The organism is Leisingera sp. ANG-M6, from assembly GCF_000813905.1.
In the GTDB taxonomy this organism is placed as follows: Bacteria; Pseudomonadota; Alphaproteobacteria; order Rhodobacterales; family Rhodobacteraceae; genus Leisingera.
In genome coordinates this window covers 280,833-301,034 of sequence record NZ_JWLG01000009.1, presented here as the reverse complement: position 1 = coordinate 301,034, position 20,202 = coordinate 280,833, and the positions used below count along the sequence as shown (strand labels likewise).

22 protein-coding genes are annotated in these 20,202 nt (G+C 62.8%); 15 read left to right on the top strand and 7 right to left on the bottom strand.

The features are described 5' to 3' along the window. Window positions 1–3 precede the first annotated feature (3 nt). The 4 genes from RA24_RS07795 to RA24_RS07780 all read left to right on the top strand — a co-directional run bounded on the left by RA24_RS07795 (window position 4) and on the right by RA24_RS07780 (window position 2,443). Window positions 4–759, top strand: a complete 756-nt coding sequence (locus RA24_RS07795; RefSeq protein ID WP_019295845.1) for an ABC transporter ATP-binding protein — start codon at window positions 4–6, stop codon at window positions 757–759. A gap of 283 nt (window positions 760–1,042) precedes the next feature. Further along, entirely contained in the window at window positions 1,043–1,294 is a 252-nt protein-coding gene (locus tag RA24_RS07790) for a PepSY domain-containing protein (RefSeq protein ID WP_039190817.1), read from the top strand. A 61-nt stretch (window positions 1,295–1,355) separates the two neighbouring features. Then, window positions 1,356–1,937 carry a cytochrome b/b6 domain-containing protein gene (locus RA24_RS07785; protein WP_052269557.1) on the top strand — a complete coding sequence of 194 codons (582 nt, stop codon included), beginning with the start codon at window positions 1,356–1,358 and terminating at the stop codon, window positions 1,935–1,937. Next, complete coding sequence (locus RA24_RS07780; protein WP_039190815.1) at window positions 1,895–2,443, top strand: helix-turn-helix transcriptional regulator; 549 nt, start codon at window positions 1,895–1,897, stop codon at window positions 2,441–2,443. The genes RA24_RS07785 and RA24_RS07780 overlap by 43 nt, the downstream gene beginning before the upstream one ends. A 7-nt stretch (window positions 2,444–2,450) precedes the next feature. Here the strand turns inward: RA24_RS07780 and RA24_RS07775 are convergent, their stop codons facing one another. Then, window positions 2,451–3,947 (bottom strand): class I adenylate-forming enzyme family protein, encoded by a 1,497-nt coding sequence (locus RA24_RS07775; protein ID WP_039190813.1) that lies wholly within the window; start codon window positions 3,945–3,947, stop codon window positions 2,451–2,453. A gap of 95 nt (window positions 3,948–4,042) precedes the next feature. Here RA24_RS07775 and RA24_RS07770 point away from each other — a divergent pair, with 95 nt between their 5' ends. From RA24_RS07770 to aat, 4 genes are all read left to right on the top strand, one after another. After that, window positions 4,043–4,579, top strand: a complete 537-nt coding sequence (locus RA24_RS07770) for a PAS and helix-turn-helix domain-containing protein (RefSeq protein WP_019295840.1) — start codon at window positions 4,043–4,045, stop codon at window positions 4,577–4,579. A gap of 156 nt (window positions 4,580–4,735) precedes the next feature. Then, the gene (gene accB / locus RA24_RS07765) at window positions 4,736–5,239 is read left to right on the top strand and encodes an acetyl-CoA carboxylase biotin carboxyl carrier protein (RefSeq protein ID WP_039190812.1); all 504 of its coding nucleotides are present in this window, start codon (window positions 4,736–4,738) and stop codon (window positions 5,237–5,239) included. Between the two features lie 9 nt (window positions 5,240–5,248). After that, window positions 5,249–6,598: an acetyl-CoA carboxylase biotin carboxylase subunit gene (gene accC / locus RA24_RS07760; RefSeq protein WP_039151847.1), complete on the top strand. Its 1,350-nt coding sequence runs from the start codon at window positions 5,249–5,251 to the stop codon at window positions 6,596–6,598. Window positions 6,599–6,673: 75 nt separating this feature from the next. Then, window positions 6,674–7,306 (top strand): leucyl/phenylalanyl-tRNA--protein transferase, encoded by a 633-nt coding sequence (aat, locus tag RA24_RS07755; RefSeq protein WP_039190810.1) that lies wholly within the window; start codon window positions 6,674–6,676, stop codon window positions 7,304–7,306. Here the strand turns inward: aat and RA24_RS07750 are convergent. From RA24_RS07750 to RA24_RS07725, 6 genes are all read right to left on the bottom strand, one after another. Beyond that, on the bottom strand, window positions 7,270–7,632 hold the full coding sequence (locus tag RA24_RS07750) for a DUF2155 domain-containing protein (protein WP_019295836.1): 363 nt from the start codon (window positions 7,630–7,632) through the stop codon (window positions 7,270–7,272). The genes aat and RA24_RS07750 overlap by 37 nt on opposite strands. Further along, window positions 7,629–8,084, bottom strand: coding sequence for an outer membrane lipid asymmetry maintenance protein MlaD (mlaD, locus tag RA24_RS07745; RefSeq protein WP_019295835.1), 456 nt, complete (start codon window positions 8,082–8,084; stop codon window positions 7,629–7,631). The genes RA24_RS07750 and mlaD overlap by 4 nt, the downstream gene beginning before the upstream one ends. A gap of 25 nt (window positions 8,085–8,109) precedes the next feature. Further along, window positions 8,110–8,496 (bottom strand): NADH:ubiquinone oxidoreductase subunit NDUFA12, encoded by a 387-nt coding sequence (locus tag RA24_RS07740; RefSeq protein ID WP_019295834.1) that lies wholly within the window; start codon window positions 8,494–8,496, stop codon window positions 8,110–8,112. A 134-nt stretch (window positions 8,497–8,630) separates the two neighbouring features. Then, entirely contained in the window at window positions 8,631–8,996 is a 366-nt protein-coding gene (locus RA24_RS07735; RefSeq protein WP_039151852.1) for a RidA family protein, read from the bottom strand. Window positions 8,997–9,062: 66 nt separating this feature from the next. Next, complete coding sequence (clpX, locus tag RA24_RS07730; RefSeq protein ID WP_019295832.1) at window positions 9,063–10,331, bottom strand: ATP-dependent Clp protease ATP-binding subunit ClpX; 1,269 nt, start codon at window positions 10,329–10,331, stop codon at window positions 9,063–9,065. A 149-nt stretch (window positions 10,332–10,480) separates the two neighbouring features. After that, window positions 10,481–11,113 (bottom strand): ATP-dependent Clp protease proteolytic subunit, encoded by a 633-nt coding sequence (locus RA24_RS07725; protein WP_019295831.1) that lies wholly within the window; start codon window positions 11,111–11,113, stop codon window positions 10,481–10,483. A gap of 252 nt (window positions 11,114–11,365) precedes the next feature. Here RA24_RS07725 and RA24_RS07720 point away from each other — a divergent pair, with 252 nt between their 5' ends. The 7 genes from RA24_RS07720 to RA24_RS07690 all read left to right on the top strand — a co-directional run bounded on the left by RA24_RS07720 (window position 11,366) and on the right by RA24_RS07690 (window position 20,187). After that, window positions 11,366–12,373 (top strand): GlxA family transcriptional regulator, encoded by a 1,008-nt coding sequence (locus RA24_RS07720; RefSeq protein ID WP_039151854.1) that lies wholly within the window; start codon window positions 11,366–11,368, stop codon window positions 12,371–12,373. A 229-nt stretch (window positions 12,374–12,602) separates the two neighbouring features. After that, complete coding sequence (locus tag RA24_RS07715) at window positions 12,603–12,941, top strand: ArsR/SmtB family transcription factor (protein WP_019295829.1); 339 nt, start codon at window positions 12,603–12,605, stop codon at window positions 12,939–12,941. 83 nt (window positions 12,942–13,024) lie between these two features. Continuing rightward, window positions 13,025–15,058, top strand: a complete 2,034-nt coding sequence (locus RA24_RS07710; RefSeq protein WP_039190862.1) for a PhoX family protein — start codon at window positions 13,025–13,027, stop codon at window positions 15,056–15,058. Between the two features lie 84 nt (window positions 15,059–15,142). Further along, window positions 15,143–15,613 (top strand): DUF302 domain-containing protein, encoded by a 471-nt coding sequence (locus RA24_RS07705; protein WP_039190808.1) that lies wholly within the window; start codon window positions 15,143–15,145, stop codon window positions 15,611–15,613. A gap of 146 nt (window positions 15,614–15,759) precedes the next feature. Next, a complete protein-coding gene (locus RA24_RS07700) occupies window positions 15,760–17,373 on the top strand; it encodes a thiamine pyrophosphate-binding protein (protein WP_039190806.1) in 1,614 nt (537 codons plus the stop codon). Beyond that, window positions 17,360–18,559, top strand: a complete 1,200-nt coding sequence (locus tag RA24_RS07695; protein WP_039190804.1) for a CaiB/BaiF CoA transferase family protein — start codon at window positions 17,360–17,362, stop codon at window positions 18,557–18,559. The genes RA24_RS07700 and RA24_RS07695 overlap by 14 nt, the downstream gene beginning before the upstream one ends. A 266-nt stretch (window positions 18,560–18,825) precedes the next feature. Then, window positions 18,826–20,187 (top strand): tetratricopeptide repeat protein, encoded by a 1,362-nt coding sequence (locus RA24_RS07690; RefSeq protein WP_039190803.1) that lies wholly within the window; start codon window positions 18,826–18,828, stop codon window positions 20,185–20,187. Window positions 20,188–20,202: the final 15 nt, after the last annotated feature.

The window sequence follows — 20,202 nt, the reverse complement described above, 5'->3', positions numbered from 1 at the left end:
AAGATGAACGTCAAACCCGATTTCTCCAAGAACGCCAATGTAGCCACCACCGCTCCGGCTTTCCTGTCGGTCTGGGATGTGCACGCCTATTACGGCGAGAGCTACATCGTGCAAGGCATCAGCTTCAACGTCCATGAGGGCGAGATCCTGGCGCTGCTGGGCCGGAATGGCGCGGGCAAGACCTCGACCCTGCGGTCCATCGCCCGCACCGGCTCCCCCATGGTGACCCGCGGCGAAATCTGGCTGGACCACAAGCCGCTGCACAACATGGCCTCGCACGAGGCCGCCGCTGCGGGCTTGGGCTTGGTGCCCGAAGACCGTCGTATCATCCCTGGCCTGACAGTGGAGGAAAACCTGCAACTGGCGCAGATCGCGCCGCCCATCGGCTGGTCGCTGGAGCGTCTCTACGACCTGTTCCCGCGCCTTGGCGAACGCCGCAAGCAGGAAGGCGTGACGCTGTCGGGCGGCGAGCAGCAGATGCTGGCGATTGCCCGGGCGCTGGCCCGCGACATCAAGGTGCTTCTCTTGGACGAACCCTACGAAGGCCTCGCCCCGGTAATCGTGGACGAGATTGAAAAGACCCTCATCCACATCAAGGAACAGGGCATGACAACCATCATTGTCGAGCAGAATGCGGTCCGCGCCCTGGAACTGGCGGACCGTGCGGTGATCCTCGATACCGGCGGCATCGTCTTTGACGGCACCGCCGCCGAGGTTCTGGAAAACGAAGAGCTGCGCGCCGAATACCTGGCGATCTGAACCGCATCCAAGTCATCATCTCCGCCGTGCCGGCCGCCCGCGTGCCGGCACAGGGTCACTGAGGCCGGCTCTGTTCAGGGCTGGCCTCCTTTTTTGGGCAACAGCTGCAGCCGCCGTCTGTAAAGATCAGTTTTCACTGCAATAAACCCTGGTTATACGCCCGCTGCTTCTGCGTCCTTTCCACCCTGGCGCCTATTCTTTTCCGCCGTTCTGTCCCCGAAATCTCTGCCACGGCCCGCGCCATTCCGGTGCGGCACCCGGCAGGACACAGAAAGGACACCCGATGCGCCAAACCCTGAAACTCGCCACCCTCGCCCTCGCGCTGCCAGCCGCAGCGGCGCTTGCCTCTGACGGCACCCCCAGTGCCGAAACCCAGGCCAAGATCCGCGATCTGCTGACCGGCCAGGGCTATGAAGTGCGCAAGATCGAAACCGAAGACGGTCTTTACGAAGCCTATGCCTTGAAGGACGGCAAAAGGTACGAATTCTACCTCAACGACAAGATCGAGGTGGTGAAGATCGAAGAAGACGATTGACCGGCACAAATCACAATCTGCCGGGCGCAATACCGTGCCCGGCCATTGCAGGAGGGCCGGCATGCGCCGCACATACGTCTGGGACCCTGTGGTCCGGCTGTTTCACTGGTCGCTCGCGGCGGGATTTGCCGCCAACGCGCTGATCACCGATCCAGAGGGCGATCTTCATCTCTACATCGGCTATGGTGTTGCCGCGCTGGTCGCCGTCCGGGTGCTCTGGGGAATGACCGGCAGCCGCTATGCGCGGTTTTCCAGCTTTCCGCCTGATCCAGGCGCCGCAGCCGGGCAGCTGAGCGACATCGCAACGGGCCGGGTCCGGCGGCACCTGGGGCATACGCCGCTCGGCGCGCTGATGATCTACAATCTGCTGCTGACCGTCAGCGGCATCGCCCTGACCGGCTGGCTGATGACCACGGATATGTTCTGGGGCATCGAATGGCCGGAAGAGCTGCATGAGGCGCTGGCCGCCTGGGCAGAATTCTCGGTCGTTCTGCATGTGGCAGCGGTGCTGTTCGAAAGCCGCCGCACCAAAGTCAATCTGGCGCGCGCAATGGTCACTGGCTACAAGGAGATGCCCGGCACCTCAGCGGAGACCCGACAATGCGCCCACAGCGGCAAGACCCGGCCAGACCCTGGATCCTGATTGCCGTCATTGCCGTGCAGGCCCTCTGCGCGGCAGTGTTTCTTGGCGACATGATTGCCGATCTCGGCGGTCTGGAAGCGGGAGAAGCCGAGCATGGCGAAGGCCCGCACGCCTATATCGAGGGGCTGGCGGCGCTGGCGCTGGCAGCGGCAATCGTGATCGAAACCCGCATCCTGCTGTGGCTGCTGCGCCGCAAGGCGCATCTGGAGGAAACTCTGAACGCCGCCCAGGCTGCGGTGCAGGACGTGATCGACGCCGAGTTTTCCACTTGGGGCCTGACGCCCGCCGAGCTGGACGTCGCGACCTTTCTGGTCAAAGGCCTCAGCACCGCCGAAATCGCCGCCATGCGCGGCAGTGCCGAAGGCACCGTCAAGGCGCAGCTGAATGCCATCTACCGCAAATCCGGCACCGGAAACCGGGCCGAGCTGATGAGCCTGCTGATTGACACCATGATGGGGCAGCGGCAGCCGGACACGGGCGAAGGCGCGGCTTCCCGCCCGGCCTGATCCGCGTTCAGACCATCTTCCGCAGCTCTGTCTTCAGCACCTTGCCATAGTTGTTCTTGGGCAGCGCTTCGATGCGGATATAGGCCTTGGGGCGTTTGAACCGCGCGATCTGGCTGTTGCACAGTTCATCCAGCTCCGCATCCGGCGCATCGCCCACGACAAAGGCCACCACTTCCTCGCCCCAGTCCGCATGGGCACGGCCCACCACGGAGACCTCGCGCACCTGCGGGTGCATCAGCAGCACCTCCTCCACCTCGCGCGGATAGACGTTGGAGCCGCCGGTGATGATCATGTCCTTGGAGCGGTCCTGCAGGGTCAGGTAGCCGTCCTCGTCCAGCACGCCCATGTCGCCGGTCATCAGCCAGCCGTTGATCAGGGTTTTCCCTGTCGCTTCCGGGTTCTCCCAGTACCCGGGCATCACCGTATCGCCGCGCACCATGATCTCGCCGTGGTGCCCCGCTGGCAGGAAATCACCCTCCGGCGTGCCGATCCGCACCTCAACCACGCTCTGCGCCCGGCCGACGCTGGCCAGCCGCTCCTTCCAGCGCGGATGCGCGCGGTCCTCCACGTCGTGGCGCGGCAGCGCGGTGATCGCCATCGGGCATTCGCCCTGCCCGTAGACCTGCACAAAGACCGGGCCGAAATGCTCCACCGCCTCCATGATGTCGGCGACATACATCGGGCCGCCGGCATAGACGACCGTGCGCAGGCCCTCGCCCTTTCGGCCCAGGCGTTTCGCTTCAGCCGTCATCCGCGTGACCATTGTGGGCGCGGCAAACATGTGCACGCGGCCAAAATGCGCAGCCAGATCGAAAATCTCCGCCTCGTCAAAGCCGCCGGAAACCGGGCAGACATGCCGCGCGCCGGCCAGCACATGCTGGATCGCATAGATCCCTGCGCCGTGGCTCATCGGCGCTGCGTACAGCGCGTAATCCTCCGCGCTCACCTGATCGACATCCGCGAAATAGGCAATCGCCATGTTCATCAGCATCCGGTGCGTGATCATCACCCCCTTGGGCCGACCGGTGGTGCCGGAGGTATAAAACAGCCAAGCCAGGTCTTCCGGCAAGCGCTGCGCGGGTTCCGCCACGGGAACCGCCTGCAACGCGGCGGCATAGTCCGCGCCGGTGATATCCACGCAGCGCACCTCGGCCTCGGTGCCTTCGACAGCCTCCGTCAGGCCCGGCGAGGTGAACACCAGCCGGGCGCCGGAGTTCTGCAGGATGAACTCCGCCTCCTTGCCATGCAGCTTGGCATTGATAGGTACCGCCGCCGCGCCGGCATACCAGATGCCATAAAGCGCGATCAGGTAGTCCGGGCAGTTCTTCATGAAAATGCCAACCCGGTCACCGGGCGCGATGTCCTGCGCCCGCAGCCAGCCCGCAAGTGAGGCCGCGCGCGTATGGAACCCGGCGTAATCTGCAACCAATTGCTGCCCCAGATACAGCGCCGGCCGCGCCCCCTCTGCCGCGGCCATCCTCGCCAGCCACACTGCAATGTTCATCCCAATCGCCTCCCCGGCTTGCCGTTGCGGCCGGAAACTGGCACGCACAAGCAAAGCCCTTCAATTCCGCAAAAATACCTGCGTAAGAATACCATATGAGCGATCTTGCCTTTGAACATGCCCCTGTAGGCCTTGCGGTTCTGGAACGCCGCGTCATCACCCGGTGCAACCTGCAATTCGCGGCGACCTTCGGCGGCGCGCCCGGCGACTACACCGGAATGCTGGTTGCTGAGCTTTATCCCAGCCAGGAAGACTTCAACCGCATCGGCGCCCTTCTGCAGCAGCCCGAGGCGCAAAGCGGCAGCTACAGCGACGAGCGCATCATGCGCCGCCGGTCGGGCGGCTTGTTCTGGTGCCGGGTGCGGGGCCGGTCAGTGACGCCGGAGGCGCCGTTTCAGACCGGCATCTGGTCCTTTGCCGATATTTCCGACGACCGCCCTGTCGTTTCCCTCACCCCGCGGGAACGCGAGGTGGCGATCCTTACCTGCAAGGGGCTGTCAGCCAAGGAGATCGGCAAGCAGCTGGACCTGTCCTACCGCACGGTGGAAAGCCACCGGGCGCATCTGTTGCAGAAATTCGGCGCCCGCAAGCTGCCGGAGCTGGTGGCCAAACTGACCGGGATGCCTCTTTGACCAGGAATTTCCTGCCGGCAATTGCGAATCCGCGCCATAGCCCTCATGTTACAGCCCAGTTCAGGAGTGCTTTCCTTGCGGTAATCCTTGCCCTATAAGCGCCCTAATTTCCTGCCCGCCCCTCCGGCGGGCCTGTCGGAATTGGCTGAGGACAATATGACCAACAAATCTCACGAAGCTGACGTGGCATTCATCAAGGCGCTGGCGGAGCTGCTGCGCGAAAACGACCTGACCGAGCTGCAGGTCAAACGCGACTATGGCGACGACGACAGTCTGAACGTGCGTGTGTCGCGCCAGACTGCAATGGCAGCTGCACCGGTGCAGGTACAGGTTCCTGCCGCAGCTGCCCCCGCACCGGTTGCTGCCGCAGCCGCGCCTGCCGCCGCTGCCGCTCCTGCAGCCGCAAACGACGATCCGGCCAGCCATCCCGGCGCCGTGACATCGCCGATGGTCGGCACCGTCTACCTGCAGCCGGAACCCGGCTCGCCGTCCTTCATTTCGGTTGGCCAGCAGGTCAGCGAAGGCGACACCCTGCTGATCGTCGAAGCGATGAAGACCATGAACCACATCCCGGCCCCGAAATCCGGCACCGTGAAGCGCATCCTGGTCGAAGACGGCGCCGCCGTTGAATTCGGGTCTCCCCTGGTCATCATCGAATAAGGGTCTGCCATGTTTGACAAGATCCTGATTGCCAACCGCGGCGAGATCGCCCTGCGCGTGATCCGCGCCTGCCGGGAGATGGGCATCAAGTCCGTCGCGGTGCACTCCACCGCAGATGCCGACGCGATGCACGTCCGCATGGCCGATGAATCGGTCTGCATCGGGCCGCCCTCCGGCACCCAAAGCTACCTGTCGATCCCGGCCATCATCTCCGCTTGCGAGATCACCGGCGCCCAGGCGATCCACCCGGGCTACGGCTTCCTGTCGGAAAACGCCAACTTCGTGCAGATCATCGAAGATCACGGCCTGACCTTCATCGGCCCGTCGGCGGCGCATATCCGCATCATGGGCGACAAGATCACCGCCAAGGAAACCGCCAAGAACCTCGGCATCCCGGTGGTGCCCGGCTCCGACGGCGGCGTGCCTGATATTGGCGCAGCCAAGAAGGCCGCCGCGGACATGGGCTACCCGGTGATCATCAAGGCCACCGCCGGCGGCGGCGGCCGCGGCATGAAGGTCGCCAAGGACGAGAAAGAGCTGGTTTCGGCCTTCTCCACCGCCCGCTCCGAGGCCAAGGCCGCTTTTGGCAATGACGAAGTTTACATGGAGAAATACCTCCAGAAGCCGCGTCATATCGAGGTTCAGGTCTTTGGCGACGGCAAAGGCACCGGCATCCATCTGGCGGAACGCGACTGCTCGCTGCAGCGCCGCCACCAGAAGGTGTTCGAGGAGGCCCCCGGCCCCTGCATCACCCCGGAAGAGCGTGCCCGCATCGGCAAGATCTGCGCCGACGCCATCGGCAAGATGGGCTATTCCGGTGCCGGCACCGTCGAGTTCCTCTATGAGGACGGCGAGTTCTACTTCATCGAGATGAACACCCGCTTGCAGGTGGAACACCCGGTGACCGAGGCCATCTTCGGCGTCGACCTGGTGCGCGAGCAGATCCGGGTGGCCGAAGGCCTGCCGATGTCCTTCACCCAGGAAGACCTGGAGATCAACGGCCACGCCATCGAAGTGCGGATCAACGCCGAGAAACTGCCGAACTTCTCGCCCTGCCCGGGCAAGATCACCCAGTACCACGCCCCCGGCGGCCTGGGTGTGCGGATGGATTCGGCGCTTTATGACGGCTATTCGATCCCGCCTTACTATGACTCGCTGATTGGTAAGCTGATCGTGCACGGCCGCGACCGAACCGAGGCGCTGGCGCGCCTGAACCGGGCCCTGGGCGAGCTGATCATCGACGGTATCGACACCACCGTGCCGCTGTTCCACGCGCTGCTGCAGGAGCAGGACATCCACACCGGCGATTACGGCATTCACTGGCTGGAACGCTGGCTGGAAGAGAACACACCGGGTTAAAAACCTGCGGGGCGCACCATCCGGATGCGCCCCGTTTTACATTTCCCTGCCATTGCCCTTTATACTGGCGGCACCATGAGCCTGACTGCCGATCTCCTGCTGCACGCCTATTCCGCCGGTGTTTTCCCGATGGCCGAACACCGCGATGACCCCGAAGTGTTCTGGGTCGACCCCAAGCGGCGCGGGATCCTGCCGCTGGACGGATTCCGCATCTCCCGCTCTCTGGCCAAGCGCATCCGCAACGGCGGCTTCGAGATCACCGTGAACTGCGACTTTGCAGGTGTCGTGGACGGTTGCGCCGACCGGGCAGAAACTTGGATCAACAGTGAAATCCGCGACCGCTACCTGGAACTGCATCTGATGGGCAACGCCCACTCGCTCGAGGTCTGGCACCAGGGCGAACTGGCAGGCGGCACATACGGCGTGTCTCTGGGTGGCGCGTTCTTCGGTGAAAGCATGTTCTCCCGCCGCCGGGATGCGTCAAAGGTGGCACTTGCCTATCTGACCGACCGGCTGGTGCAGGCTGGTTTCACCCTATGCGACACCCAGTTCCTGACCCCGCATCTGGCCTCCCTTGGCGGCGTCGAAGTCACCCGCGCGCGCTACCGCGCGCTCCTGCGCGAGGCTTTGGACAAGGATGCGGATTTCATGCGGCCGGCAGTTCCGGATCCTCAGCTGCTTTTGCAGCGGATGACCCAGACGTCGTAACGGTTGTGGTCCAGCGCGTTCAGCGCCGGGCTGGAGGCAATCATCCAGCCCTGAAAATGCTCTGCCCCGTTTTTGGGGTCCTGAACCGACAAATAGGCAAAGGCATCGCCCGTCGGGTTTTCCGCCGGATAGCGGCAATCCCGCACAGTCACCAGAAGGCCGAACATCTCTGCGCTGGCGCCAATGGCGACCTCAGCATCGACGGAATGCCCGTTCACCTTGTCAAGCGCGCGCAGCACCGCAGCGGTGCCTTGTGCGGCCTGCTCCTGCCCCCAGGCGGGCATAGCCAGCACCACCGCCGTAAGCGCTGCGGTCAGCCGCTTCACGACTCTTCCTCACCGCCGCCAGCCACGAATTTCACCAGCAGCGAAATCAGGCTGACCGCGCCTTGGGTATCTTCAATCTCGTCACCCGCCTCAAAGGCAAAGGGCGATCCGCCCGGCATGATCTCAACGAAATTGCCGCCCAGCAGGCCTTCGGAGGAAATCACCACGGCGCTGTCGTCGGGGATCTCGATACCATCTTTAACCGAAAAAACGGTATCGGCGCGGAAGGTTTCCGGGTTCAGGCCCACACCGGTCACGGTGCCGATCTTGACCCCGGCCAGCCGCACGTCGGTGCCGACGCTGACGCCTTCCAAAGAGCGGAAAGACGCATTCAAATCGTAAGTGGAGCCGGCGCGCGACAGGCCAGCCGCCTGCCCTGCATAAACGGCAAAGCCGATGGCCGCCGCCAGCACGATGCCGCCGGCAAAAACTTCAGTAGGATTATGGGACATGAAATCAGCCTTTTGGCAGATGTGTTTACTCGGGCACCCAGGCCTCGTAATCGCGGCGCTCTTTCGGCTCGCCGCCCGCGCGGATCGACCCGGCCGGCGCATAGGCCATGATGGTGCCGGTCAGGTTTTCCTGATGCGGCTTTTCCCAGGCCTTGTGCTTCAGCGGCTTTTCGCTCGGCACCTCGTCAAAGGTGCGGTGCAGCCAGCCGTGCCAGTCGGGGCTGATGCGGGAGGCTTCCACTTCGCCGTTGAACATCACCCAGCGCTTGCTGTCATCCGCGTTGCGGTAGAACACGTTGCCCTGGTCATCTTCACCCACCTTGATGCCCTTGCGGGCGGTGAAGATCCGGGTGTTCAGGGTGGAGCCGTTCCACCAGGTCACAGCGCGCAGAAGTGTGTTCAGGATTCCCATGGGTGCCTCCGGATTTTTCCGACTTCGATATGGCCCAATTTCCCGCCAAGGTCCAGTGGCTTGCGCCACGGGCAGCCTGTGACTTGGCGGGATTTGGCAGATTTGCCTCAGCGGCCTCTGTGCCGCTGGCAGGGTCAGCCCTCAGCGGGTGCCAGCGCGGTCAATTCGATCTCGATCCGGAATTTGGAGTCAATCAGATTGCATTCCACCATGGTGGCCGCCGGCGGGTTGGCGCCAAAGGTTTCCGCCAGAATGGGCCAGCAGGGTTCGAACTCCGCTGCATCCGGCAGGTAATAGTTCACCCGCACTGCGTCGGCAAAGCTGGCGCCTGCCTTCTCCAGTGCCGCACCTATGGTGTCCAGCGCCGAGCGGCACTGGGCCACCACGTCGTCGCCCTGCCCTACGGTTCCAGCAACATGCACGAAACCGCCGGCGACCACAGCGCGGCAATAGCCGATCTTGGCCTCGAACTCGCCGCCCGAAGAAATCCGCTTGATCATGTTTCTCTCCTCAACATGAAAGCGGCGCGGAAATGACCGCGCCGCTCTATCAGAAACTTTCGCCAGTCAGCCCGCTGACGCCGGCTCTTTCTCCGCATCCGCGTGGATCATCAGCGGTTGCGCGTCAGAGGTCACGGCCTCCTCGTTCACAACCACCTTGGTGACGCTGTCCATGCCCGGCAGGTCGAACATGGTATCCAACAGGATATCCTCCATGATCGAGCGCAGGCCGCGGGCGCCGGTCTTGCGTTCGATTGCCTTCTTGGCAATCGCGCTCAGCGCCTCATCGGTGAAGTCCAGCTCTGTGTCTTCCAGCTCGAACAGGCGCTGGTACTGCTTGACCAGGGCGTTCTTCGGCAGGGTCAGAATGGTGACCAGCGCATCCTCGTCCAGATCTTCGAGTGTTGCCAGCACCGGCAGACGGCCGACGAATTCCGGGATCAGGCCGAATTTCAGCAGGTCTTCCGGCTCCAGATCCTTGAAGATCTCGCCAACGCCGCGCTCGTCATTGTCGCGCACATCAGCCCCAAAGCCCATCGCCGAGCCCTTGCCGCGCTGCGCGATGATCTTGTCGAGGCCGGCAAAGGCGCCGCCGCAGATGAACAGGATGTTGGTGGTGTCCACCTGCAGGAATTCCTGCTGCGGATGCTTGCGCCCGCCTTGCGGCGGCACAGAGGCGACGGTGCCTTCCATCAGCTTCAGCAGCGCCTGCTGCACGCCCTCGCCCGACACGTCGCGGGTGATCGAGGGGTTTTCCGACTTGCGGGTAATCTTGTCGACCTCGTCGATGTAGACGATGCCACGCTGCGCGCGCTCAACGTTGTATTCCGACGCCTGCAAGAGCTTCAGGATGATGTTCTCGACATCCTCCCCCACGTAACCGGCCTCGGTAAGCGTGGTGGCATCCGCCATAGTGAAGGGCACATCCAGGATCCGCGCCAGCGTCTGCGCCAGCAGCGTCTTGCCGCAGCCGGTGGGACCGATCAGCAGGATGTTGGATTTCGCCAGTTCGATGTCAGAACCCGCCTTCTGGGCGTGGTTCAGACGCTTGTAGTGGTTGTGCACCGCAACCGACAGCACGCGCTTGGCGGTGGCCTGGCCGATCACGTAATCATCCAGCACCTGGCAAATATCCTTGGGCGTCGGCACGCCGTCGGTCGCCTTCAGGCCGGAGGCCTTGGTCTCTTCACGGATGATATCCATGCACAGTTCAACGCATTCATCGCAAATGAATACGGTGGGGCCAGCGATCAGCTTGCGCACTTCATGCTGGCTCTTGCCGCAGAAGCTGCAATAGAGGGTGTTCTTGCTGTCGCCGCCTGAATTCGTCGCCATGGTCTACCTTTCAGTCCGCCCGGTCCGCTGCGCCCGCGCTGCGGGGCAATTCATCTTTTGGCCAGCTTAAGCCAGTGCTTAGGCCGCCACAATGTGAAAGTGCGCCCCATCTGAAACGCGGGGCACACGGCTGTTCACAAGCGCAGGCGTCAGGCCTGCTCGTCGTCGCCCTTGGCGCGGTTCTCGACGATCTCGTCGATCAGACCGAATTCCTTGGCCTCTTCCGGAGACATGAAGTTGTCGCGCTCCAGCGCATTGACGATGGTGTCGTAATCCTGACTGGTGTGCTTGACGTAAATCTCGTTCAGGCGCTTTTTCAGCTTCAGGGTTTCCTCGGCGTGAATCATGATGTCGGTCGCCTGACCCTGGAAGCCGCCTGAGGGCTGGTGCACCATCACGCGGGAATTCGGCAGGCTAAAGCGCATGCCCGGCTCGCCGGCGGTCAGCAGCAGCGAACCCATCGAGGCCGCCTGACCGATCACCAGGGTCGAGACCTTGGGCTTGATGTACTGCATGGTGTCATAGATCGACAGGCCGGAGGTCACAACGCCGCCGGGGCTGTTGATATACATGGAGATTTCCTTGGACGGGTTTTCTGCCTCAAGGTGCAGCAGCTGGGCCACGATCAGCGAGCTCATCCCGTCATGCACCGGACCGTTCAGGAAGATGATCCGCTCCTTCAGCAGGCGGGAAAAGATGTCATAGGCCCGTTCTCCCCGGCTGGTCTGCTCAACCACCATCGGGACCAGGGTGTTCATGTATGTTTCTCTGGGATCAATCATTGCAACCTGCCTGCGTTGTTTATGTCCGGCACCATACCCGACAGTGTGTTACCCGAGTCTTAGTATCGCCCCTTTTGACCTGCAAGAGGCGGCAGGCATTTTCCCAATGACGCAAACCTGCATGTGGTGTCGCAATCCGCTGGAACGCTGTCGCTATTCTCGGGCTGCGCGCGGCACCAGCGCCTTAGGAAGCAAAATCAAGTCCGAATTCCGCCCGGTGTCTTTCACCGGGTGCTGCGCTGGGGTCCCGCCATGTCCGATGACAGCTTCGTTCAGAAAGGCGCCGCCGCCAATCTCGCCATTCCATTTGAGGGCGAGCCGCAGGATTTCTATTTCCTGCTGCTGCCCAAGGCGACGATGCTGCCGGTGGCCGCTGCTATCGAACCCCTGCGCATTGCCAACCAGGTGACCGGCACCCGGCTCTACCGCTGGTACATCATGACGGAGGACGGCCAGCCGGTGCGCTGCTCCAACGGCATGGTGGTAACCCCGGACACCCAGTTGCAGCCGCTGCCCTCGGATTCGATGGGTTTTGTCTGCGCAGGCGTTGAACCGCACGCGGCCGCCAGCGAAGTCACCTTGAACTGGCTGCGCCGCGAAAGCCGCTTTGGCCGCTCCATTGGCGGTATTTGCACCGGTGCCTTTGCGCTGGCTCAGGCCGGTCTGATCAAGAACCACAAGTTCACCCTGCACTGGGAAAACCAGCCGGGCTTCCTGGAAAGCTATCCCAGCCTGGAGCCCTCCCCAAACATCTTCGAAATCTCGGGGCCCTTGATGACCTGCGGCGGCGGCAATGCCGCCACCGACATGATGCTGCACCTGATCGAGGAGCGCCACGGCAAGCAACTGGCGATCATCGTCGCCGATATGTGCCTGCATGTGCGCTCCGGCGGCCAGGCGGCGCCGCAGAAGTCGAACTATGCGGTGGCCATCGGCAGCCGCAACCAGCGCCTGCTGAACGCTCTGCAGCTTATGCAGGAATCGATCGAGGAACCGTTGTCGATCGGCGAGTTGTGCGACCGGCTCGACATCTCCCGCCGCCAGCTGGAGCGGCTGTTCTCGCGCTATCTGAACCAAAGCCCGATGCATGTCTATTTTGACATGCGCCTCAGCCACGCCTTTGCGCTGATGAACGAAACCTCAATGTCTGTCACCGAGATCGCGCTGGCCTCGGGCTTCAATTCGGCCACCCACTTCTCACGCCAGTTCAAGCGAAAATTTGGCGCTTCGCCGCACTTCTTCCGCAAGGGCTGGAGCTGAGAAAGGCGGCTTGAACACCCGCCCTATCTTTGGTCCTGCGCCTAGAGCGGGCGGAAAGGCGCTACCTTTACAAAAACCAAAATTGGCAGCTTTTCTTTTGGCCGCGCCGTTCAACTCTGGTAACAGCTCCTACATATTATGTTGTTAGTACGCAGAAATTACGCCAAGTATTCGCCAGCACGGATTTCAAAAAGGAGTAAGGCGCCCCGGTGCCACCAGGAGACACAAGATGCCACTGCCCGAGTTTTCAGCTGATATGGATCCGGAAGAAAAGGAGCAAATGGTTGCAAACGCGGCCAAGGCTTCCAACTTTCTCAAGGCCATCAGCCATCAGGGGCGGCTGATGATCCTGTGCCATCTGGTCTCCGGCGAAAAATCCGTAACGGAACTGGAACAACTTCTGTCGGCCCGACAGGCTGCCGTCTCCCAGCAGCTTTCCCGGCTGCGCCTTGAGGGCCTGGTTGTCCCGCGCCGCGACGGCAAAGCGATCTACTACAGCCTCGCGGATGATAAGCCCCGCCGCGTTCTGGAAGTGGTCTACGATATTTTCTGCAACGACGGCGATTGACGCCATCGGGCTGCAGAATACTCTGCGTTCCGGCAAAACCGCGCAAGCCGCTCCCCATGCGGCACGCCAACCGGAGCGCAGCAATGAACCGCAGGCAGATCATCAATGACCCGCAGACCGGCAACAAGGCGGAAGCTTTTGAAGCCGCTGATGATTGCCCCGCCAACCCGATCCGTCACCGCACCATCGGAGATGTAATCACCGCCCGCCATGGCCGCCGCGCGGTGCTTCAGGGAATGCTTGGCACTTCTGCCTCTGCTGCCCTTTTTGGCGCGACGGCTCTCACTCAGCCGCACCGGGCCGCCGCGGCTGTCTCAAGTGCTCAAAGCCGTTACGCCTTTGACGAACTGGCATGGGGCAACGACGAAACCCACCATGTCGCACCGGGCTATGACGCGGACATCCTGCTGCGCTGGGGGGACCCCATCACCGCGGACGCGCCGGATTTCGACGTGATGAATCAGAGCGCCGCAGCACAGCTTCAGCAGTTCGGCTACAACAACGACTATGTTGGGTTCCTGCCCCTCAACGCAGAAGGCACCCGCGGGCTTTTGTGCGTGAACCATGAGTACACAAATGAAGAGGTGATGTTCCCCGGCCTTGGCCGCCAGGACAAGGCAGAGTTTGCTGGCATGACACGGGAACTGGCGGAAATCGAAATGGCCGCCCACGGCGGCTCAGTGGTGGAAATTGCCCGCAACCCGGAGGGAAAATGGGCCGTTGTCCGCGACGGCAGGATGAACCGCCGCATTTCCCCGCTGAACACGGTGATGGCCATTGATGGTCCCGCCGCGGGCCACCCGCGGATGCAGACCGGCGCTGATCCTACCGGGCGCGAGGTCATTGGCACCCTGAACAACTGCGCCGGCGGCATGACTCCCTGGGGCACCTGGCTGATGGCTGAGGAGAACTTTCACGGCTATTTCTGGACCAATCAACTGGACGCCGAGGGCGAGCCCGATCTCACGGGCCAGCCAGAGGCCGCACAGATGGCCCGCTACAACGTGCCTGCCCTGTGGTACGCTTGGGGCAAATTCCACGACCGTTTTAACATCGATAAAGAACCCAACGAAGTGAACCGCTTCGGCTGGGTTGTTGAGGTTGATCCGCTGGATCCGCATTCCACGCCGGTAAAGCACACAGCGCTTGGCCGCTTTGCGCATGAGGGCGCGGAAACCACCCTGTCCGCCGACGGCCGCCTGGTGGTCTACATGGGCGACGATGCCCGGTTCGAATACCTTTATAAATACGTCTCCCGCGGATCGGTTTCGCAGGACCGCGCCGCCAATTCCCGTCTGCTTTCCGAAGGAATGCTCTATGCAGCCCGGTTTGATCCGGACGGCACCCTGCACTGGCTGCCGCTGGTGCAAGGCCACGGGCCGCTCACGGCGGACAACGGCTTTGCCAGCCAGGCAGACGTGCTGATTGACGCCCGCCTGGCCGCGGATGTTCTGGGCGCAACCCCGATGGACCGCCCCGAAGATGTCTCGCCGCGCGGCGACGGCACTGCTTTCGTGATGCTGACCAACAACTCCAAGCGTGAGCCGGGCCAGACCAACGCCGCCAATCCGCGGCCTGAGTCTGATTTCGGCCATATCATCGAACTCAAGGAGGACGGCGGCGACCACGCTGCCACCCGCGGCAGCTGGTCCATCCTGGTGCAATGCGGAAACCCCGCAATTGCCGCCGTAGGAGCGCAATGGAACCTGGAAACCACAGAAAACGGCTGGTTCGGCTCACCGGACAATTGCGCCATCGACGCCGAGGGACGCCTCTGGGTCGCCACCGACCAGGGCCGCAAGTGGGACAAGACAGGCAAATCCGACGGGCTATATGGCGTGGAGACCGAAGGGGGTCTGCGCGGCCACTCCAAACTGTTTTTCCGATGTCCCGTGGGGGCAGAGCTTTGCGGCCCCTACTTCACCCCGGACAATGAAACCCTGTTCCTGGCAGTGCAGCACCCCGGCACCGACGGCACCACCAGCCTGAAAGGGTTCGAACGCGAATCCACCTTCGAGGATCCGGCCACCCGCTGGCCGGATTTCGACCCGGCGATGCCGCCGCGCCCCTCGGTAGTCGTGATCACCAAACAGGGTGGCGGCAAGATCGCAACCTGACCGGGCGCCTCAGCCCCACTAAATTGTGAGCCGCAGCTCCCCGGTTATGCCCTAGATGTTTCAAGCACGCCTTGGAGAAGCCCCATGTCTTTCATCCGTCTGACCGCCGCCTTGATCCTGACAGCTTCAACAGCCGCCGCTGGCAGCATCTCCCCGCGTGACGGCTGGGCGGTGCATGAGACCTCCAAACCCTTCGAGCAGCTGATTGCAGATGTCAAAGCCGCAGCCAAAACCCAAGGCCTGGGCGTCGTCACCCAGGCAGGCCCCACCGGCGCTGCCGCCGCCCGCGGCATCACCATCCCCGGCAATCGGGTGATTGGCCTCTTCAACAATGATTTCGCAGTGAATATCCTCGCCCTGTCGACCGCAGCGATGATCGAGGCCCCCGTGCGAATGTATGTGACAGAGGAGGCTGACGGCACCGCCACGCTGTCTTACAAACTGCCCACTCATGTCTTTGCCCCATACGCGGATGAGGGCGGCGCAGGCCTTGCAGCTCTGGCCGGCCAACTCGACCGCCGCTTCGCGTTAATCGCTGAACAGGCCCAAAAGTAGCTGCAGCCTCTTTCTGGTCACAAATACCCAAATCCCCCCGTTTGCGCCAAAAACCGCCGCAGCATTTCTCACACTGGCGTGAGAGGGCTTGCGCGCGGGCACAGGCTCGGCATTCTGGCGGCAAATCAACGGATTGGACGAACAAGATGACAGAACCCTCACGCGCAGCCGATGTTCTGGCCCGGCGGCTCTATGAGGCAGGCTGCCGCCATGCCTTCGGGATGCCCGGCGGCGAGGTGCTGACCCTGGTCGATGCGCTTACACGCGCGGGTATCGCCTTTCACCTGGCCAAGCATGAGAACTGCGCCGGCTTCATGGGCGAAGGTGTGCATCATGCGGACGGCGCGCCGGTCATCCTGATCGCCACCCTCGGCCCCGGTGCGCTGAACGGCATCAATGTGGTCGCCAACGCCCATCAGGACCGGGTGCCGATGCTGGTGCTGACCGGCTGCGTCGATGCAGCGGAGGAACAAAGCTATACCCATCAAGTTCTTGACCACCGCGCAGTGTTCACCCCTATCACCAAGGCGACCTTCAGGCTGGACGCCGAAGCTGCGGACCTGATCGCAGACAAGGCGGTCGCCATCGCAACTGAACCCCGAAACGGGCCGGTGCATATTGACGTGCCGATCTCGGTGGCAGATGCGCCGGCAAAGGACCGCGGCGTCCGCCGCGCGCCTGCAAGTGCCAGCGCGCCAAGCGGAGAGGCACTGGCGCAGGCGCGGTCCTGGCTGGCTGCAGCTGAACGTCCGGTGGCGGTCATTGGTCTTGATGCGCTGCAGGAAAACGCAGGCACTGCCCTTCGCAGTTTTCTTGAGAGACACCAGATCCCTTTCGTCACAACCTACAAGGCCAAGGGTATCCTGCCTGAGAACCACCCCCTCTGCCTGGGCGGTGCGGGCCTGTCACCGCTGGCGGACAAACACCTGCTGCCGCTGGTGCGCGAGGCCGATCTGGTGCTCTCCATCGGCTATGACCCGATTGAGATGCGCCCCGGCTGGCGCAATGTCTGGAATCTTGACACCCAGAACGTCATCGACATCGCGCCAGAGGCCAACACCCACTACATGCATCAGGCCGGCTTGAACTTTCTGACCGCCATCATTCCAACGCTGGAAGCCCTCTCCGAAGGCACCGCCCCGCGCGAAACCTGGACCAATGGCCGCCCGGCAGCGGTCAAATCCGCGCTGGCGGAAGCCTTCCCGCAGGATGACAACTGGGGCCCGGCCGGTGTCATCGCCGAATGCCGCGCGACCCTGCCGCCGGAAACCCTCGCCACCGCCGACAGCGGCGCCCACCGTATTTTGCTCAGCCAGATGTGGGAATGTTCCGAGCCGCGCAGTCTGATCCAGTCTTCCGGCCTCTGCACCATGGGCTGCGCCGTGCCAATGGCCATCGGGCGCAAGCTGGCGCAGCCGGACCGCCCGGTGGTCAGTTTCTCCGGTGACGCGGGCTTTCTGATGGTCGCAGGCGAGCTCGCCACAGCTGCCGAACTTGGCGTGGCTCCCATCTTCGTGGTTTTTGCGGACGCCAGCCTTGCCTTGATTGAGCTGAAACAGCGCCAGCGCCAGCTTGCCAACGGCGGTGTCGATTTCGCCGAGCACGATTTTGCCGCCATGGGCCGGGCGTTCGGCGGCAACGGTGTGACGGTCACCAACCGAAGCGAACTGCGCGCCGCGCTGATGGACGCAATGAAATCAGACAAATTCACCGTCATCTCGGCTGTGATCGACCGCGGAGGCTACGATGGCCGCATCTGACCTGCTGCCCCACGGCGCCCTCAAAGGCGTCAAGGTTCTCGACCTCTCCCGCATCCTGGCAGGCCCGACCTGCACCCAGCTCCTGGGCGACCTCGGCGCCACGGTGATCAAGGTGGAAAACCCCAAGACCGGCGGCGACGACACCCGGCAATGGGGGCCGCCCTATGTTACAGATGCGGACGGGCAGCAATCCGACCTTTCCGCCTACTTCATGGCGGCCAACCGCAATAAACGCTCGGTCGCCATTGATATTGCAACGGAAGACGGCCAGCAAATGATCCGCAGCCTGGCAGCAGAAGCCGACATCCTGATCGAGAATTTCAAACCCGGCGGGCTGGCGAAATACGGGCTGGACTATGCCAGCCTCAAGGACGATCTGCCGGGGCTGATCTACTGCTCCATTTCGGGCTACGGCCAAACCGGCCCCAACAGCCACAAGCCCGGCTATGACATCATGGCCCAAGGGTTCGGCGGCATCATGTCGTTGACTGGAGAGCCGGACGGCCAGCCGATGAAGGCAGGCGTCGGCATCGCCGATGTGATGTGCGGCATGTACGCCTGCATCGGCATCCTTTCCGCACTGCACCACCGCGAGAAAACCGGCGAAGGCCAGCAGATCGACCTGGCCCTGGTGGATGCCCAGATCGCCTGGCTGATCAACGAGGGCGTCGCCTATCTGAACACAGGCCAGAACCCCAAGCGCCGCGGCAACGAACACCCCAGCATCATGCCTTATGGCGTCTATGAGACTTCGGACGGCCACGTGATCCTGGCGGTGGGCAACGACAGCCAGTTCCGCCGTTTCATGGAGTTCCTAAGGCTCGAGGGCCTGGCAGAAGATCCCCGCTTTGCCACCAACCCCGCCCGGCTGCAGAACCGCGATGCGCTGAATGCCATCCTGATCCCCTCTGTGCAGCGCTTCACCACAGATGCGGTGCTGGACGCAATGGAGGCCCGCAAGGTGCCAGCCGGCCCGGTGCAAAACCTTGAAACCCTGTTCGCCACCGATCAAGTCGAAGCCCGCGACATGGCGATCGGCATGGACACCGCGGCAGGCCCGGTTAGGCTGCTGGGCAACCCGCTGAATTTCTCGCGCACGCCAGTCACATACCGGCACGCGCCGCCCCGATGCGGCGAAGGCACAGAAGAGATTCTGGGCTCGGGTTCCCCCTTCGGAACGCCCTGACCGCCCAAATCCGCGGCAGCATTCCGCCAAGTGTTACAGTTTCCGGCAAAACACCGCCAAACCGGCGGTGTTTTTGCAATCAATTGCCACGGCCCCTTGCAGAATTTTCAGGGGAAATCCTACACATCCGGCGAAATTCACATTTGCAGGCACACAGCCCATCACCAAACCGAGAGCGGGGTTCGCCCGGGTCAATCCGATGTTCTACTCTACATTACTGGAACACACGGAAACCGCGCAGAGTTCAAAAAAGAGATTGGAATCCCATGACGCATGACATTTTCGGCCAAGACAGCAGCCTGACTGACGCAGCCGCGCTGCAGGATTGGAACGCCGTGCAGCTGGGGGTTCTGGCCCACGCCGCCGTCACCGCCGACCACTTGGGCGCGGTGCTGAAAGCGGTACCGGAGTTTGCCCTGGCCCATGCGATCAAGGGGCTGTCGCTGCTAATGCTTGGCCGGTCCGAGCTACTGCCGACCGCCCGCGAGGCGCTGCGCGACGCCAAGGCGTTTTATGAAGGCGCCCTGCCCCGCGAACGCAAGTATGTCGACGCGTTGGAGAACTGGCTGTCGGGCCATCCCAGCCAGGCCATCCAGCGGATGGAGGAGGTGCTGGACATCTTCCCGCAGGACACGCTGGCGATGAAACTCAGCCACGGCATCCGCTTTATCATGGGCGACTCCGCTGGCATGCGCGCCTCGATTGAAAGGGTGCTGCCCTCCTACGATCCCGACCACGCAGGCCGCGGCTACCTCTTGGGCTGCCACTCCTTCTCGCTGGAGGAAACCGGCGAGTACGAACGCGCCGCCAACGCAGGGCGCCAGGCGCTGTGGATGGCACCGGACGATGCCTGGGGCTTGCACGCGGTCGCCCACGTTCACGACATGACCGGCAACGCGAAATCGGGGCTGGAATGGCTTGAGGGGCGCGAGGACGCCTGGGCCCATTGCAACAACTTCCGCTATCACGTCTGGTGGCACAAGGCGCTGATGCATCTGGACCTGGGCCAGATGGACGAAGCCATCGCCCTCTATGACAGTGAGGTCCGCAAAGACAAAACCGACGACTACCGCGACATCTCCAACGCCACCTCGCTCTTGATGCGGCTGGAACTGGAAGGCGTCAATGTGGGCCCCCGCTGGGAGGAACTGGCGAATCTCTGTGCCAACCGGACCGAGGATGGAAGCCTGATTTTTGCCGATTTGCACTACCTCCTGGCCCTCACCGGCCACCGAAAGGAGGAGGCGCACCGGCTGGTTCAGCGGATTCACGCCGATGCTGACGCGGGCGGCAGCGAGGCGAAGGAACGGATGGCTGCCCCGGGATGCGCCGCCGCCGACGGGCTTGAGGCCTTCGGAGACGGTAATTACAAGGCCGCTTTCGCAAATTTATCCACAGCCCGCACAACCATGCAGCTGGCCGGCGGCAGCCACGCGCAACGCGATGTTTTCGAACGGATAACCATAGACGCCGGCCTGCGTGCAGGACAGCTTGACGAAGTCGAAGCAATACTGGATGACCGCTGCGTCAAGCGCGGCGGCACAGAGGACAATTACGCCCTGGCCCGCCGCGCTCTGATCGCCCAGGGCCGGAACTCACCCGACGCTGCAAGCGTTCCCGCCGAATAAGACCTTCAAGGACCA

Coding starts and splice junctions, on each gene's coding strand:
- RA24_RS07690 (WP_039190803.1), top strand. CDS start 18,826: ATGACGCATGACATTTTCGGCCAAGACAGCAGCCTGACTGACGCAGCC.
- RA24_RS07785 (WP_052269557.1), top strand. CDS start 1,356: ATGCGCCGCACATACGTCTGGGACCCTGTGGTCCGGCTGTTTCACTGG.
- RA24_RS07775 (WP_039190813.1), bottom strand. CDS start 3,947: ATGAACATTGCAGTGTGGCTGGCGAGGATGGCCGCGGCAGAGGGGGCG.
- RA24_RS07725 (WP_019295831.1), bottom strand. CDS start 11,113: ATGATTGATCCCAGAGAAACATACATGAACACCCTGGTCCCGATGGTG.
- RA24_RS07695 (WP_039190804.1), top strand. CDS start 17,360: ATGGCCGCATCTGACCTGCTGCCCCACGGCGCCCTCAAAGGCGTCAAG.
- RA24_RS07720 (WP_039151854.1), top strand. CDS start 11,366: ATGTCCGATGACAGCTTCGTTCAGAAAGGCGCCGCCGCCAATCTCGCC.
- RA24_RS07705 (WP_039190808.1), top strand. CDS start 15,143: ATGTCTTTCATCCGTCTGACCGCCGCCTTGATCCTGACAGCTTCAACA.
- RA24_RS07770 (WP_019295840.1), top strand. CDS start 4,043: ATGAGCGATCTTGCCTTTGAACATGCCCCTGTAGGCCTTGCGGTTCTG.
- mlaD (WP_019295835.1), bottom strand. CDS start 8,084: ATGTCCCATAATCCTACTGAAGTTTTTGCCGGCGGCATCGTGCTGGCG.
- RA24_RS07740 (WP_019295834.1), bottom strand. CDS start 8,496: ATGGGAATCCTGAACACACTTCTGCGCGCTGTGACCTGGTGGAACGGC.
- RA24_RS07780 (WP_039190815.1), top strand. CDS start 1,895: ATGCGCCCACAGCGGCAAGACCCGGCCAGACCCTGGATCCTGATTGCC.
- accB (WP_039190812.1), top strand. CDS start 4,736: ATGACCAACAAATCTCACGAAGCTGACGTGGCATTCATCAAGGCGCTG.
- RA24_RS07715 (WP_019295829.1), top strand. CDS start 12,603: ATGCCACTGCCCGAGTTTTCAGCTGATATGGATCCGGAAGAAAAGGAG.
- clpX (WP_019295832.1), bottom strand. CDS start 10,331: ATGGCGACGAATTCAGGCGGCGACAGCAAGAACACCCTCTATTGCAGC.
- RA24_RS07710 (WP_039190862.1), top strand. CDS start 13,025: ATGAACCGCAGGCAGATCATCAATGACCCGCAGACCGGCAACAAGGCG.
- RA24_RS07735 (WP_039151852.1), bottom strand. CDS start 8,996: ATGATCAAGCGGATTTCTTCGGGCGGCGAGTTCGAGGCCAAGATCGGC.
- accC (WP_039151847.1), top strand. CDS start 5,249: ATGTTTGACAAGATCCTGATTGCCAACCGCGGCGAGATCGCCCTGCGC.
- RA24_RS07790 (WP_039190817.1), top strand. CDS start 1,043: ATGCGCCAAACCCTGAAACTCGCCACCCTCGCCCTCGCGCTGCCAGCC.
- RA24_RS07700 (WP_039190806.1), top strand. CDS start 15,760: ATGACAGAACCCTCACGCGCAGCCGATGTTCTGGCCCGGCGGCTCTAT.
- RA24_RS07795 (WP_019295845.1), top strand. CDS start 4: ATGAACGTCAAACCCGATTTCTCCAAGAACGCCAATGTAGCCACCACC.
- aat (WP_039190810.1), top strand. CDS start 6,674: ATGAGCCTGACTGCCGATCTCCTGCTGCACGCCTATTCCGCCGGTGTT.